Annotated in this window: 13 protein-coding genes and 1 tRNA gene; 4 read left to right on the forward strand and 10 right to left on the reverse strand. The window is 36.2% G+C overall.

All coding sequences use genetic code 11. The annotated features are described in order from the left end of the window. Positions 1-99: 99 nt before the first annotated feature. The 7 genes from ACR9EA_RS14045 to ACR9EA_RS14075 form a co-directional block, all read right to left on the reverse strand. Positions 100-2223, reverse strand: a complete 2124-nt coding sequence (locus ACR9EA_RS14045; RefSeq protein ID WP_435134343.1) for a peptidylprolyl isomerase — start codon at positions 2221-2223, stop codon at positions 100-102. A gap of 108 nt (positions 2224-2331) precedes the next feature. Further along, positions 2332-3621: a hemolysin family protein gene (locus ACR9EA_RS14050; RefSeq protein WP_435134346.1), complete on the reverse strand. Its 1290-nt coding sequence runs from the start codon at positions 3619-3621 to the stop codon at positions 2332-2334. Beyond that, complete coding sequence (locus ACR9EA_RS14055; RefSeq protein ID WP_435134349.1) at positions 3622-3816, reverse strand: hypothetical protein; 195 nt, start codon at positions 3814-3816, stop codon at positions 3622-3624. Between the two features lie 39 nt (positions 3817-3855). Further along, complete coding sequence (gene lptC, locus ACR9EA_RS14060) at positions 3856-4377, reverse strand: LPS export ABC transporter periplasmic protein LptC (protein ID WP_435134352.1); 522 nt, start codon at positions 4375-4377, stop codon at positions 3856-3858. 32 nt (positions 4378-4409) lie between these two features. Continuing rightward, positions 4410-5789: a hypothetical protein gene (locus ACR9EA_RS14065; RefSeq protein ID WP_435134355.1), complete on the reverse strand. Its 1380-nt coding sequence runs from the start codon at positions 5787-5789 to the stop codon at positions 4410-4412. A gap of 22 nt (positions 5790-5811) precedes the next feature. After that, entirely contained in the window at positions 5812-7131 is a 1320-nt protein-coding gene (locus tag ACR9EA_RS14070) for a hypothetical protein (protein WP_435134357.1), read from the reverse strand. Then, positions 7128-7859 carry a type III pantothenate kinase gene (locus tag ACR9EA_RS14075; RefSeq protein ID WP_435134360.1) on the reverse strand — a complete coding sequence of 244 codons (732 nt, stop codon included), beginning with the start codon at positions 7857-7859 and terminating at the stop codon, positions 7128-7130. Before ACR9EA_RS14075 ends, ACR9EA_RS14070 begins: the two co-directional genes overlap by 4 nt. Positions 7860-7958: 99 nt before the next feature. Here ACR9EA_RS14075 and ACR9EA_RS14080 point away from each other — a divergent pair. From ACR9EA_RS14080 to ACR9EA_RS14090, 3 genes are all read left to right on the forward strand, one after another. After that, positions 7959-8034, forward strand: a tRNA-Phe gene (locus tag ACR9EA_RS14080). A gap of 184 nt (positions 8035-8218) precedes the next feature. Further along, positions 8219-9157, forward strand: coding sequence for a Na/Pi cotransporter family protein (locus tag ACR9EA_RS14085; RefSeq protein ID WP_435134362.1), 939 nt, complete (start codon positions 8219-8221; stop codon positions 9155-9157). 85 nt (positions 9158-9242) lie between these two features. After that, entirely contained in the window at positions 9243-10766 is a 1524-nt protein-coding gene (locus ACR9EA_RS14090; protein ID WP_435134365.1) for a GH3 family domain-containing protein, read from the forward strand. 132 nt (positions 10767-10898) lie between these two features. Here ACR9EA_RS14090 and ACR9EA_RS14095 read toward each other — a convergent pair whose 3' ends face one another. Together ACR9EA_RS14095 and ACR9EA_RS14100 are read right to left on the reverse strand one after the other, a co-directional pair. Then, positions 10899-11519 carry a hypothetical protein gene (locus tag ACR9EA_RS14095; protein WP_435134368.1) on the reverse strand — a complete coding sequence of 207 codons (621 nt, stop codon included), beginning with the start codon at positions 11517-11519 and terminating at the stop codon, positions 10899-10901. Between the two features lie 7 nt (positions 11520-11526). Further along, the gene (locus tag ACR9EA_RS14100; protein WP_435134370.1) at positions 11527-12429 is read right to left on the reverse strand and encodes a mechanosensitive ion channel family protein; all 903 of its coding nucleotides are present in this window, start codon (positions 12427-12429) and stop codon (positions 11527-11529) included. A gap of 205 nt (positions 12430-12634) precedes the next feature. Here ACR9EA_RS14100 and ACR9EA_RS14105 point away from each other — a divergent pair, with 205 nt between their 5' ends. After that, complete coding sequence (locus tag ACR9EA_RS14105) at positions 12635-14947, forward strand: patatin-like phospholipase family protein (protein ID WP_435134373.1); 2313 nt, start codon at positions 12635-12637, stop codon at positions 14945-14947. Positions 14948-14989: 42 nt separating this feature from the next. On the opposite strand, the gene ACR9EA_RS14110 is transcribed toward ACR9EA_RS14105, so the two are convergent. Continuing rightward, positions 14990-16231, reverse strand: a complete 1242-nt coding sequence (locus ACR9EA_RS14110) for a cation:proton antiporter (protein ID WP_435134376.1) — start codon at positions 16229-16231, stop codon at positions 14990-14992. Positions 16232-16388: the final 157 nt, after the last annotated feature.

Consider the following 16388-nt stretch of genomic DNA (forward strand, 5'->3'; position numbering starts at 1 on the left):
TCAACTTAAACTCTCTTAAAAAAATCATAAACTTTTACAAACAAAAAAATCCCCATCACGAGATGGGGATTTTTATATGTTGTAAAGCTATTTAAAACCTTATTGTACGGTTTGTGCTCTATTGTCTTCGATATCTGAAGCCTCTCTTAAAGCTTGGTATAACCTTGAATTTACTGCGTTTGCTTTTTGTTGTCCTACACGATTAGCAAAAGCTTGGTAACTATCTAATTCTACTGCTGGCGTTACTTTAGTTACTTGCACCATGTAAACACCATTGTTACCTACTAGTAGCTTAGACGTTTCACCTTCATTTAACCCAAAAGCAGCACCTACAATTATAGGCTCTCTACCTGCTCCAGAAATGGTTGGGTTTTTCATATTGATAGCCGATGCTGTTCTTATAGTTTGCTTTTCTGCAGATGCTAAAGCATCTAAAGTTGTTGCGGTAATGCGTGATTTTAATAGCTCTGCTTTTTTCTCTTTACGAATTTCTGGCACAACTATAGCCGATGCATTTTCTACAGACATTAAACCCGCTTTGTTTTTAGCTGAAAGCTGTACCAATACATAACCACCAGGAATATTAAAACGTTTTACATCGCCTACTTGTGTTTCTTCCTCGAAAGTCCATTTTACAATTTGACGTTGATTGCTTAAACCTGGAATGTTTTCTTGTAAAATTTCGATTCCTTTTACAGGACGTACGGTATAGTTATTTGTTTTTGCCACCTCTTGGAAATCCTGATCGCCAACGGCAATCTCAAACTTAGAAGCATCTCTAAACACTTTATCTATTGTTGCTTCAGACGGCTCTATTTGTCTTGCTATAGTTGCTACCTTAACAGCTTTCTCTTTACTTTTCTGATCTAAAATTTCGATAATATGAAAACCAAAATCAGTTTCTACTACAGCAATATCGCCAGTGTTATTCTGGAATGTATAGTCTCTAAATTCTGGCACCATCGCATTGTAAGTATACCAGTCTAAAACGCCTTCTTTTTCGTTACTTACTTTATCGGCAGACAAATCTAATAAGTCTACAAACTTTGAAGGATTTGCTTTTATAATAGCCATAGCGCTATCGGCAGTCTTTTTAGCCTCAACTTTATTCTGTACAGTTTCTGCAGTTGCAGCACGAGATCCTACAAAAGGAATTAAAATGTGTCTAGACTTTACAGAATCTGGCATCATAGTTTCGGCTACCAATTTAGATAATTTAAAATATCCGTTTTCTTTGTATGGTCCATATACTGCACCTACTTCTTTATCGAATAAATTATCAGCTAATGGCTTAGACAATCCTGATTTAAACACATAAGCATCATTGTATTTAATATCGGAATGCGTGTTAACATACGCTTCGTTATCGGTTACATTTGCAAAACCTAATACGGTATCGTTTGCTTTAGTAATGTCGTTATAAACCACCGAATTGTTTAACATTGCCGATAACCCAGCAGAAATTTCTTTTTCATCTTCTAACGAAGCTACTTCTCTAAACTCTACAAAGTTAATATCTCTTGAAGCCTCTACTTCGAATTGCTTTTTATGGCTTTCTATATAACTAGAAATTTCAGATTTAGAAACGGTAATAGTACTATCTGGTATAGATGTAAACGGTACTTGCACATATTTAATATCAACTTTGTTGCCTTCTAAATCATGCTCTATTTTACCTTCTGCCAAAGTACCAGTTACGCCAGCCTTTACCATATTAATGTATTCTTGTTGCATACCTGTTGCAGCGATAGAATTTTCGTAATCTATCCATTGTTGGTAAGCTTCTGCAGATGTTGCTTTAATGTTCGCGATATATTCGTTTAACTTATTTTCGTCGAACATACCAGCTTCATTTTGAAATTCCGGACTACTGGCAAGATTTGTTTTTAATAAATCGCGCATTTGATCGCGCTCTACGCTAAACCCTAATTTTTCGTATTGCGACTCCATTACTGCCTGTCTTACTTCTTGCTCCCACACGCGGTTCATAGCTTGTGTACTGGTTACACTAGGCCCCATTTGTCGTTGTGCAAATTCAACTTTACGTAAAAAGTCTTCTCTAGAAATTTCCTTACCATTTATAGTGGCGACTACATTTTGAGCTTTTGCCGATAAGGCGCCGCTGTTTTGGAATAATCCTGAAAGTACAAACGAGAATAATGCTAATGCAATAATTAAGATTAAGAAAAGTGAACGCTGTCTAATTTTATTTAAAACTGCCATCTGTCATTTAAATTTTTATGAAATATAGGCCGCGAAAATACCATTTTCATTTTAATAAAAAAAGGAGAAAATTGCAATAATGCTATTAATTTCTTGGAATTTAGAAAATTAATCTATATCAGCTATTTTTAGAGCTACCAAGTCTATTTTGGTATTCGAAACTTCTAAAATGGTAAACTGAAATTGATCGATGACTACCATTTCGTTTTTAGTAGGAATCTCTTCGGTATGATTAACAATAAAGCCCCCTAGCGTTTCGTAATTTTCGCTTTCGGGCACATTAAGTTTATAGTTTTCGTTAAGATAATCGACCTCTAAACGCGCCGAAAATGTATAGTTATTATCGTCTACTTTCTCTTCTACCAGAACCACGGTATCGTGTTCGTCTTCTATTTCGCCAAACAGTTCTTCTACAATATCCTCTACAGTCATAATTCCAGAAGTCCCACCATATTCATCCAGCACCACGGCAATACTTTTGCGCTTTTTTATAAGCACGCTCAACACATCTTTAATAAGCATGGTTTCTGGCACCAACTCTACTGGCATTAAAATAGATTTGATAGATTTTGGTTTTTTGAACAACTCGAATGAGTGAACATAGCCTAAAATATCGTCTATCGTATCTTTAAACACCAATATTTTAGACAGTCCTGTTTCTGTAAACAACACATTTAAATTTTTTGGTGTTTCATGAAGTTCTATAGCAGTTATTTCGGTTCTGGGCACCATAACTTCTCTGGCTTTAACTTCGGAAAATTCTAAGGCGTTCTGAAAAATTTGTATTTCGCTATCTACCTCTTCATGTTCTTCAACCTTCTGCAATTGCTCGCTTATGTAATTCCCCAATTCTACTTTCGAAAAAGCCAACTGTACTTGGTCGCCTTCGGTTTTAAAGAAACGTTTGAGTACGAAATCGGAAATCCATAAAACAAAATCCGATACCCAAGAAAACAAGCAATAAAACACATACGCAGGAATAGCCAAAGCCTTTAGCAATGAATTGGCGTATATCTGAAAAAACACTTTAGGTAAAAACTCTGCCGTGATTAAAATGATAAGTGTAGAAATTATAGTTTGCGACAACAAACTCAACTCTACAAACATGTAGTTTACAAAACCAGAATTAGACGGCAACATAGACTGAAACCAGTCGACCAACAAATCGCCCATAAAAAACCCATACACTACCAAGGCTATATTATTACCTATAAGCATGGTGGCAATAAATTTTGAAGGTTTTGCCGTTAATTTGGTAAGCACTTTGGCCAAAAAGCCTTTTTGCTTCTTTTCAATTTCGATATGGATTTTATTAGACGACACATACGCAATCTCCATGCCCGAGAAAAAAGCAGACAGTAATAACGACGAAACGATAATGATGATGGCTAAAGTCATCTATTGTTTTGGATCTCTATTATTGAATTTTTTATTGAAACGTTTTCTAAAGAAGAACATAAAAACACCTAATCCGGCAAACCCCAAAGAAATATAAGCTCCCATGCGGTCGTTATTCCACTTAGATATGGCATCGTAAAGAAACAATACAGCAAATACTAAATAAGCATATTGAAAAATCTTAAATATATTCATGTAATCGAAATAAGTTTAATTTAAAGTAAAGGTAACGAATTATTCGTCAAGTGTAATAATACCATTTATTTCTAACACTTCGGCTTCTTTAAAGTGCACATCGGAATCGAAACCTGTACCGTGTATTAAATCGGAACCTGTTCTAAACGTTACAGGTTGGTTGGTAGACATCCACTGTCTGTTCTGGTCGTAATACAACTGTTCTGCAAATAGTGTATCGTTAGTATAAGTAGCCAAAACCACATGCCCCTGCAAGTCTATTAACCCCGTACGATCGTATACAATGGCGTAATCGGAAATCACTGTGCTTTTATTGTTTTCGTCGTCGTAAATATACAAATGAATGCCTTCGTCAAATTCTGAAAAAGCAAAATCTCTGTTGGAATAATCTAACATTTTAGGACTTATCAAATTCGCTTTTAAACGTCCAGAATCGGTGTATTTTAAGTTGATGTCCTGAGCCACTCCTATAGGCTCGTTAGCAGCCAGACCTATTTTTTGGACATCACTAAGGTCTTTTCCGCATGAAACAAACATGGCCATAGCAAAAGCTATGACCATGATATATAAATTATGTGATTTACTAAGCATTATTAAATACTTGGCACCTTAACGCTAGAACCAATCCAACATCCAATGTTAATGGTTGCACCTGCATTACCTTCAGAAAATATATCTGATTTTTGTGGTGCTTTAGCTCTGTAACTTGTAGCCGATTGCGCAGCATGCGATTTTAATGTAGGATCTACATTACCTGCTTTAGCAGCCTCGTCTGCAGCTAACCAGAATACAGCACGCTTATTGAAGGCACTATCTCCACAATCGTTAGCACTAGCGGCATACATAGATGCAATTTGTAAATACGGACGTCCGTTTGATGGGTTTAATTTTAAAGCTTCTCTGTAATAGCTTCTCGCTTTAGAATAGCTTCCTTTACCTTTTAACTTATCGGCAACTTTACTGTATAATTTTGCTTTTTTATAGCTATCGGTTTCTAAACCTAATGCTTGCTCGTAATATTTAAGGGCTTCGCTAGGTTTTCCTTCTTTATCTTTTAAGATTCCTAAATAGTAAGCAGAACTTGCCGACGGATTTAAACCGTGATAAGCGTTTACTAATTTAAAGAATAACGGATCGCTAGTACAGTCTTTTTCAGACATTTTACCAGCAGCTCTTTGTAACCAAACAGCATCTGTTTTGTGCGCTTCGAAATCTTTAGTGTATAACGGAATTAAGTTTTCGCAGTTAGCACGCTCTCCTAATTTACTGTTGATACTACCACCAATTTTATCGTAAGCATCTAAGTAGCTAGAATAATATCTCTTGTATTTTTCTTCTTTACTTGTTAATGCCGTTCCTGCTTCTTCTTTTTCGATAAGCTTGTTTAAATCTTCAGAATAGTTTTCTACTTCGGCATCTACTTTTTCTACAACATCGTCGTATTTGTTAAACAAATCTTGAGCCGATTTTTCTCCAGCATCGTATAAATCTACCATTAAAGAAAAATACGTGTAAAGACCTTTAGGGCTTTTAAAGTTTTCTTTGTCTTTGGTAAATGCTAAATCGAAAGCATTGTAAACTTCTAAATCAGACAAGCCTAATTCTTTTCTGTTGTCGTACATTAACTGGGCCTTATCTGCAAGCACTTCACCTTCTTTAGCTTTACTTGGAAAATTCACCAATTTCTCGTCGTAAAGTTTCAATAAATCGTTAATGTAAGCTGTTTTTTCGGCTCCTGTAGAGTTCTCTATTTTATAATTTAAAATCTTTTCACCATCAATATGTATGGCGTTATTAAATTTAGGACACTTAGTTCTTACGTCCATCCAAGGTTCGTAGGCAGCGTTATAATTTTTAGCTTTTACGTACTCATGAAATATCGATAATTTCGATCGACACTCATCTTCATTTTGGGCAAAGCTATTAAGCCCTAAACATAGCAATGCTACTAGCAAAGTCACTTTCGATTTCATAATTTTTATATTTGTGCAATTGTTAATCATACTTACGTTTTTGGAACCAACGGTCGTTTAACGACAAACTGAGGCTAAAGTTAAAAAAGTTTTCTTGAATAAGACCTTGGTTGGTTGTACCGCGTTTTCCAAACTCAAATCCTAAATTGGCATTAGAGAACATAGTCCCTAATGGTAAGCCTGCTCCAAAAGATATGCCAAACTCGTTTATCGACTCGCCATTAATCACTAAACCAGAACTTTCCGTGCGAAATCCAGCGCGATATACCACGCGATTCCAGTAGCCCGAAAAGGCATTGTATTTAGGAATATAGAACCCACCAACAGACAAGCCAAAGGCATCTTCGTATTCTACTTCTGTACCTCTGTACAATTCGTTTTCAAAACTTCCTGTTTGCAAAAAGCGAGTTTCTACCCCTACAAACCAATGTCTTGGCTGCCCAATACCTGTACCGATAGAAAATTCGGAAGGTACGTTTACAGAAGTTTCCAACTGCCCAGCATCAACCAAGGATTGTTCGCCATCGATAGTTTCTACAATAGACTCAGCTCCGGTTGATGAACTTATGGTAATGGTAGAAAAATAACGTTCGTTCTTGGATGTTAAGCTATTTCCAGGATTATATGTTGCCGAACTCACCCATTCAAAATTATCGTTCAAAATCATGGTTTTGTAGGTCATACCAAAATTAAAACTCACGCCACTTAAATCGGAACGGTCATTCTGTCTAGATTGGTATCTGGTTAAATCGCCACTAGTATCGTAAACATATTCTACAATACTATTTTGTATGGTCCCAAAATCGTATCGGGCATCGACCCCAACACTAAGACCTTTGGCCACCAAATAACCTACAGATAAGTATACCTTATTTAAACCGCCTTCACCAGCAAATTTATTCTGAAGTTCACCGTCATCGTTTCTGGTTTGTAATTTATATCCAACCGAAGTGTATGGCAAAAGTCCAAAACCAACTCCAAAACGGCCGATAGGAATAGACATAGAAATATAATCGAAGGTAGACGATGATGATTTATCGGAACCAGCATCACTTTTAAATTTTACTTGAGAGTGGCTACCACCAACTGCAAACTTTACGGGACGCGTTTCTTCGCGATAATACTTTAAATTTTCTGTAGCGTAAGACGCTGGGTTTCTTAAATTCACATGAATACTATCGGAATAAATGCTAAGTCCACCCATACTTTTATTTTCTACAGTACCTTTAAATTTAAGGCTTCCTATTCCGAAATACGAATATGGCGATGTGGTTCCACCATCTTGGGCATAACTATTAATTGCAAATAAGGCAATAAAAACTAATACAAGTTTTTTAATCATTCGTGTGAATTAAATTGTAAAATTGAGTTCAATCCTTCTAAAAGAAAATTCGAGTTGGCAAATATGCTACTTTTTAATTGCTTAGACAAGAAATTCGCGTCGCCACCTGTTAAAATAATTGTTAAATCTGGATATTTACTTTGATAATTATCTACAATTCCCCCGATTTCGTTTAAAATACCATAAACCACTCCCGAATGAATTGAAGATGCTGTAGAGTGCCCTGTTAAGCGCAACGGCTGCTCGGCTTCTAGCAAAGGTAATTTGTCTGTATAATCGTGTAACGCTTTGTAACGCATATTTAAGCCTGGCGAAATTGCCCCTCCTAAATATTCGGCATGCGCATTTACAAAGTCGTAGGTTATACAGGTTCCGGCATCAATAACCAAAACGGGAATTTTAGGATATTGAATGGTAGCGGCACTTACCAAGGCAATACGGTCTATACCCAAAGTTTGTGGCGTAGCGTACAAATTCTTAAAAGGCACTGGTGTAATCTGATTCAATACCAGAACAGACACCTTTTCGGTTAGTGTTTGCAGCACATTATCTTCCAGATTTGCCACCGAAGACACAATACAGGCATCGATTTTTACATCGGACACTATATGCGCTATATTTTTTTCTGAAAATTCTTGTAGCGGCACTATTTTTTTATCCATTAGACTATCCTGCTCGAACACAGCGAGTTTCACAAAGGAATTCCCAACATCAATTATTAAATTCATATCTAAAATTAAAATCGCTAAGTTACAAAAGCATTTTTTATAAATTTTATTTTGTCAGATTGCAAAAAGCTCTTATATTTGCACTCGCAATTACGCACTGGTGCCTTAGCTCAGTTGGTAGAGCAAAGGACTGAAAATCCTTGTGTCCCTGGTTCGATTCCTGGAGGCACCACCAGAAAACCCTGAAAACACACTGTTTTCGGGGTTTTTGCTTTTTACATGTAATCCTAAAAAGCGCTAGCTGTCTAATTTTAGCCGTCTAAAATCTCAATATTGATTACTTTATTCTGAGAGATCAACTACCACTATTGTCTATCTGCAGATTTCTAAATACCTTTAGAACAGCAGAAATACATCGTATGAATTGGTTAAAACTCAGCATCTCAATTATTGCGGCTATTGGACTCTTTACACATAGCCTAGAAAGTTTTTCTAAAAATCTACAAGCGCAAGCCGACTCCAAACTGAAGTCAATCTTATTAAACATCTCAAAGTCCAAACTACGCGCTTTTATGTTAGGGTTTACGGCCACAGCTATTATTCAATCTAGCAGTGCGGTTATCTCTATAGTAGTATCTTTCGTAGATGCAGGTGTTTTAGTTTTTAAAAGCTCATTACCTATTTTGCTGGGCAGCAACCTAGGAACAACTATCACTGCATGGTTAGTGTCCTTTAAACTGGAAATGCTAGGCACTTTTTTAATCGCCATCGGCTTTATTTTAGGCTATTTTTCTGGTAAAATAAAACTGCTTTCCAAGCCTATTTTTTATTTAGGACTTATCTTGTTTAGTTTAGAGCTTATTGGCGCCAACCTAGAACCTATAAAAGAAAGCCCAAAACTGATTGAGTTTTTAAGCCTCGCTTCCAACCCGTTTTTTGGCATACTGTTTGGCATCGTAATAACAGCTATTTGCCAATCGAGTTCGGTTACAGTTGGACTGGTAATCATTCTGTCTTCGCAAGGGATATTAAATTTGGATAGTGCCATTGGTATTATTGTCGGTTCTAATATTGGCACTACCACAACTGCATTTTTAGCCTCCTTAAAACTAGGGCAAGCCGCAAAACTTTCTGCAATTGCCAATTTATGTTTCAATACGATAGGCGTCTTAATATATTTACCATTTTACAAACTTTTCGAGATGTTAATTACCAACATATCATCTAACATCACATACCAAGTTGCCTTTGCTCATTTAATATTTAATCTAACCATTGGTTTAATTCTATTGCCTTTTACAAACTATTTTGCAAGAATATTTCAAACCAGACTTGAACAAATAGATTCCAAACACTAAAGCTTGAGCTAATATTTTATTGTTTCGGGATAACGCTTCACTAATAATCGCCGTACATTTACTATAAATCTTAATTTCTATCTATATGGCAGTTATAGGAAACATCATCAAAGGCGTCATTCAATTAAAAGACACATTAACACCAGAGCCTAACCCCATAGACGATCAGCTAGCGGTGTTAAAACATCTGCTAAATACTGCCAAACATACGCAGTTTGGCGAGCATTATAACTTTCAAGATCTATTAAACAGCGACGATGTACCTAAGGCCTTTGCTGAAAGCATTCCGTATTTCGATTATAATAAAATCAATGCCGAATGGTGGCACAAACTCCACAATAATGAAAAAGATGTAACCTGGCCAGGAAATCCAGATTATTTCGCCTTAAGTTCTGGAACTACCGGAAAAAGCAGTAAGCGCATTCCTGTTACTCAAGACATGATTGAAGCTATTCGAAATGCTGGCATCGCCCAAGTATTTGCGCTTAGTAATTTCGATTTACCTGCAGATTTCTTCGAAAAAGAAATTATGATGCTGGGCAGCTCTACCGATTTAACCGAAAAAGAAGACCATCTAGAAGGCGAAATTAGCGGTATAAGCGCCAGCAACATCCCAAGTTGGTTTCGCGGCTACTATAAGCCAGGCGAAGACATTGCCAAAATAGACGATTGGGATGAACGCATACAGCATATTGCCGAACAAGCTAAAAACTGGGATATTGGTGCCCTTAGCGGCATTCCGTCGTGGCTGGAACTCATGCTTAAAAAAGTAATAGAATACCATAACGTTAATAACATACACGACATTTGGCCCAATTTACAAGTTTACACCTCGGGAGGGGTAGCGTTTAAACCTTATGAAAAAAGCTTTAACGCTTTACTAGGCAAACCCATAACCGTTATCGACACCTATTTGGCATCCGAAGGTTTTTTGGCTTTTCAAGCCAGACCAGAAACTACAGCCATGCAACTGGTAACCGATAATGGTATTTACTTCGAATTCGTTCCTTTTAAACCCGAGTTTATTAATGAAGATGGCTCGATTACCCAAAACGCACCATCCCTAACACTAGCAGAAGTTAAACCCTACACCGATTACGTATTAATTATAAGTACTGTATCTGGCGCTTGGCGTTATGTTATTGGAGACACCATACAGTTTACCGATGTTGAACGAGCAGAAATTAAAATTACAGGGCGCACCAAGTTCTTTTTAAACACTGTTGGCTCGCAATTATCGGTTAACAAAATGAATAATGCCATGCTGCATTTAGAAGACACTTTTAACACCAAAATACCCGAATTCACTATTTGTGCCAAACAATTCGACGATGGCTTTTACCACTGCTGGTATTTGGGTACCGAAAGCACTAGTTTAAACACCGCCGATATTGCAAAAACGATTGACACTTATTTAAAAGACGCTAATAAAAATTACAAAGTAGCACGATCTAAAGCCCTTAAGGGCGTAAAAGTTACAGTAATAGCACCCGAAATATTTTATAATTGGAATGCTGCGAACAAGAAAAAAGGCGGACAAGTAAAAATGGAACGTGTTATGGGTGAAGATAAATTTGAAACTTGGGAAGCATTTGTGAATCAACAGTGAAACTTGATGTAATGAAATATTTTTTAGTTTAAATTGTGATGTATTTCAAATCTGTACATTTCCGCATCGAAACATCTTCAAATTTTCAAATCGAATAATTAACACTTTGAATTTTTAGTACATAAAAAATCATCACTTTAACTCATCAACCAAAATCATAATTTCTTCGGGCGATAGGTAATAGGCTCTAATTCTATTTTTATAAGACTCAGGAATATCGGCATGATCTAATATAAAATGTTTGGTCGCTAAAATGTACTCGTACATACCATACCGAATGGCATAGGTATCGGCTGCCCGTTCGGCATCTTTTATAAACGCTTTCGAAAACAAATATTTCAATCCAAAAAACACTAGACCAAAGCCACTCTTGGTTTGGTAATCGCAAATATGCCCTAGTTCGTGCCCCAACCAACCTATAATCACGTTCGACGGAATATACTTTGTAGAAAACTCGCTATCGGTTATTTTAACCTTTTTACTTATAAAGATCACATAACGACGTTGCTGTTTCGATTTAAACAAATCAGCAAACACAGGCTGAGCCTGCATAGTAGACTTTTTTATATCGGATTTAAACCGAATATCAATAACCACATCTGCTAACTGCGGATAATGGGATAAAGCTACACGTGCTTCTTCCTCTAGCGATTTAGGAGCAGTATGATAATCTGAAATTTTTACTGTAGCCATAGATTGAGATTGAAGAACAAGACTTAAAATAATAATATTCATGTGTGCAAAAACACTCACAATATGGTTATTTTGAAGTTGTACTATCGTCCCCTTCAGTAGTTACCCCTTTAAAACCTTCAGGAAAATCTAAAGTGCGTATCGGGAACGGAATGTTAATATTGTTGGCATCAAACGCTTCTTTTATAACCATAATGGCTTCAGACTTGGCTTTGGCGACTTCTAATGCCGAAGTGGATTGTATCCAAAATCGCGTTTCGAAATTTATAGAACTATCGCCATATTCTTTATAAATAAAAATAACATCCTTTTCGCTTTTTATTTCATCAAAATACTTTTCTATAGTATCTATAACCAGTTTTTTTACAAATCGTAAATCGGAATCGTAAGCGACACCACATCCTAAAATTACACGAGACTGTGCTGTTGTTGAATAGTTTTTTATAGGATTTTCTACAACCATTTTATTGGGCATGTACACCAAATTATTATCGGCCTGCTTTAAAGTTACCGATCGCAAATCTATATTAATAACTTCGCCTTCAACACCATTGGTTTCTACCCAATCGCCAAATTTTATAAAATGAACATAAGACAAGATTACGCCTGAATACAAATTAGCCAAAGCCCCTTGCAATGCCAAACCAACAGCTAAACCAACAACTCCGGCACCAGCTAAAACGGTTTTTAAAGCATCGCTTAAATTTAAAATACCCAACACCAAAAACAGTCCGAATAAAATAAAGACAGACGATACCAACTTAGATATTAAACTCTTCATTGAAGCCTGAAGATTGGTACGATCGAGCAGCCTCACAATAAATTTGGTAATGTACTTAGAAAGAAACAGTACAAACACAAAAACAATTATAGCCAAAATAAAGTTAGGTAAACCCAAGACTATGTCGTCTAACCATTTATCTAGTTTTTCTAACATTTTTTCCCAAGCCTTCGAAAATTTTAAATCCATTATAAGCATAATTTTATGTGTTTTGCATATTATCAAATTCTTTACACTTTTTAAAGTTGCAAAAAAATTAATAGTAACTCAAATGAAAAATTAAAATATATAACCCTTCAAAAAGCAATTCTTTCAATTTTAACTTAAAGTCATTTATATTTATATCGTTTAAACTTATCTTAATCGGTTAACACATAGCTTAAGATTAAAACTTATGAGCCTTAGCACTTTTTTTAAGACACTCGTTGTATTATGTTTTTTTGCAGGTTTACAAACCTCATTAAAAGCACAAACTACAAGTACCGAACGACCAAAAATTGGAGTGGTTCTTAGTGGAGGTGGTGCAAAAGGCATGGCACATATTGGAGTTCTTAAAGCATTAGAAGAAGCTGGTATTTACCCAGATTACATTACAGGAACAAGTATGGGCAGTATTGTTGCCGGATTATATGCCATAGGATGGACACCAGACGAAATTAAAGACATTGCACTAGAAATAGATTGGAACTTTGTACTCTCTAACGACATATTACTTAACAAAGTTGCTTTCGAGGAAAAAGATTTCTATGGCCGTTACATGACCGAATTTCCAATCCGAGGCAAAAAAGTATACCTGCCACAAGGCGCAATAGAAGGACAAGAACTGACTTTATTATTAAGTAAACTAACTCGAGAAGCACATAACATTAAAGATTTTAACGATTTCCCCACACCTTTTGCTTGTATTGGCACCAATATAGAAACAGGAGATCCCGAAGTATTAAATTCTGGCTCATTACCAGAAGCACTGCGCGCCAGTATGTCTATCCCTTCCATATTCACCCCCATGCAAATAGGCGACAAATTATATGTTGATGGTGGTTTAACCAGAAATTTTCCCGTACAGGAAGTTATAGATATGGGCGCCGACATTGTTATTGGAGTATCTGTTAGCTCCGATTTATACAAAAAAAACAAACTATCGTCTATGATAGACGTTTTGATGCAATCGGCATTTTTATCGAGCGCACACGACACCAACAAACAAAAAGAATTGGTAGATATTTTTATAGAACCCAATCTAGAAGGTTATAGCGCAGGAAGTTTTAAAGATACTCCTGACATTATTAAACGAGGCGAAGAAGCTGGCGAAAAATTTTTACCAGAATTTAAAAAACTTGCAGATTCTTTAAAACCTTATGGTTTAAGATCTAAACCCAAGCCGCTACCACATAAAACATCCTATTTTATAGAAGACATTGTTGTTACTGGCAACCAACATATTCCGGTAAGTTTAATTCTGGGAAAAATGAAACTTAAACCCAATACCGAAATAACTATTAATGAACTAGAACAAAAAATTATTCAGCTCTACGGCTCGCAATATTTCGATAAAATTGTGTACACGATAGAAAACGACAATACACTACTTTTAAAAGTAAAAGAAGCGGCAAATGGTGCTTTAAAAATTGCAGGACATTACGACTCCGAAAATTATGCAAGCCTTTTATTCAACATCACATTACGAAATATGCTTTTACCAAATTCCAGATTCGTAACCGAATTAAATTTTGCGCAAAATCCGGGATTGCGCCTCAACTATTTAAAATATACAGGCGAAAACCAAAATGTTGCCTTAACCCTAGCATCAACTGCATTTAAATCCGAAACGCCTTCCTATTCCAACATTACGCACGACAATGAAAATATCGAAATTCAAAAAACAGGATTATTAGACCAAACCAGCTGGACTAGCTATTTTGGTTTGCAAACTACCAATTCTACCAATAGTACCTTTGGTGTTAGATTCGGTTATAATTACGAGCGGTTCACCCCTGCTATAGTAGATGAGTTTGCTCTAGACGAGGACATATCACTAAGCATTAACGAACTAAAAAACAAAGCATTATATCTACAAGGTTTTTACACAACCAACACCTTCAATAAAGTATATTTCCCTACGCAGGGTATTTATTTTTCAACCAATGTTAATTATTACATGACTTCGAAATCTACCATTAAATTAAAAGCAAATGAAGAAACCATAACAACGGTACTAAACCCAGAACCTATCTGGAAATTAGAAACCCAATTTGGGAGCGCCATAAAAATATCGCATAAATTAACAGGCTTAACCAATCTGAGAATTGTTGTAAACGACGGCGATTCCAGCTTAGAAAATTTTGCTTTAAACACCTTTATTGGTGGTTTTAATCCGATAGGTATTTATGTGCAGCCCTTTTGGGGAATTGACTCGAAATACATATCCTCATCAAATTTTTTATATGCTTCTGGACAATTACAATGGAATCCAAAATCGAATATCTATTTTAATTTAGGTTTGAATTATCTCGATTTAGAATACCCCATGTCTTGGATTAACGACCATATTACAATTGAAGATAACACAAAAAAAAGACAATTCGGCGCCATGTTATCGGGCAGCTACAACTCTATAATTGGCCCTATAACTTTAGGCGTTTCTAAAGGCCAATACACCTCTGGATTGAAAGGTTATATAAGTATTGGCTACACACCAAAATATTAGTTTAGTGCCTTCAGACGACTTCAATCTATAAAAAAACTTAAGTTACTTAATCAGTTTTTTCACCAATCCTCCCACAGTTAGCCCTTGTATCAATATAGAAAACACAACAATAATATAGGTCATCACCAAAAACAATTCGCGATGCATGCTATGGGTCAAACTTAAAGCCAACGCTATAGAAATGCCGCCACGTAACCCGCCCCAAGTCATAATCATATTGGTTTTTGGTCTAAAATCCAAGCGTTTTTCGAATGCATTAATAGGTACATATAACGATAAAAACCGGCTAACCAGGGCAACGAGTATAGCGATTAATCCGGCAGCTACATAATCCCACCTAAATTCAAGCACCAGCATTTCCATACCTATAAGCACAAACAAAATAGTATTGAGCAGAATATCTACAAGTTCCCAAAATTTATCGACATAGTTTTCGGTAATTTCAGACATGGCACTACCGCGAACAGTATCATTCCCCACCACTAATCCTGTGGTTACCATAGCTAAAGGCGCAGACAAATGTAATTTTTGGGCAATAACAGTACCTGTCATAACTGCGGCTAAAGTAATTATCACTTCAATATCGTAATCGTCTATCGATTTCATCAATCTATACGTGCCATAGCCAAGCAATAAACCTAACAACACCCCACCTAACACTTCGCGACCAAAAAGTTCTAAAATCCCTAAAGCATTTACACCATCGCCTCCCGAAGCTTGAGCTACCTGATAAATTGTTAAAAAAACAACCACACCTACTCCGTCGTTAAATAACGATTCGCCCACTATTTTGGCTTCCAAATCTTTTGGAACCCCTACTTTCTTCAAAATACCCAAAACCGCTATGGGGTCGGTAGGTGAAATTAAAGCTCCGAATAATAAACAATAAATAAAATCGATATTCAAGCCTAAAACATAGAGCACACCAAACACCAATGCACCAATTAAAAAGGTAGAAACCAAAGTCCCTACCGTAGCAAATACTAGAACCGGCCAACGCTGAATTTTGAGCTGTTCGAAATTGGTATGCAAGGCTCCTGCAAACAGCATAAAACTTAGCATAACATCTAACAGAACAGTTTCGAAATCGATTTGCGTTATCAGCTCCCGCTCTGCCAACAACAAAGTTTTATCTACGGTAGCTAAAGCCAAAACCACCAAGGTAAACACTAAGGTAATCAGCATCAAACCAATGGTATTGGGCAATTTTAAAAACCGCACATTTATATAGCCAAAGGCCGCAGCCATAAGTACCAACGTAGTTATAATGGTAAAATAATCCATAGACATCAATTTATTACTTAAAGTACGCCATTAATACGCACTTGTACAAGTCTAAAAACAAGTAACACCAATAAATTTTACAGGTAATTCATTTTCGAACAGAGTTAACACTTCAAAAACTCATGCTTAAAAAAGGATGGCTTTTAACACGGATAGT

Origin of the sequence: Formosa sp. A9, from assembly GCF_051200825.1 — a bacterium.
GTDB lineage: Bacteria > Bacteroidota > Bacteroidia > Flavobacteriales > Flavobacteriaceae > Formosa.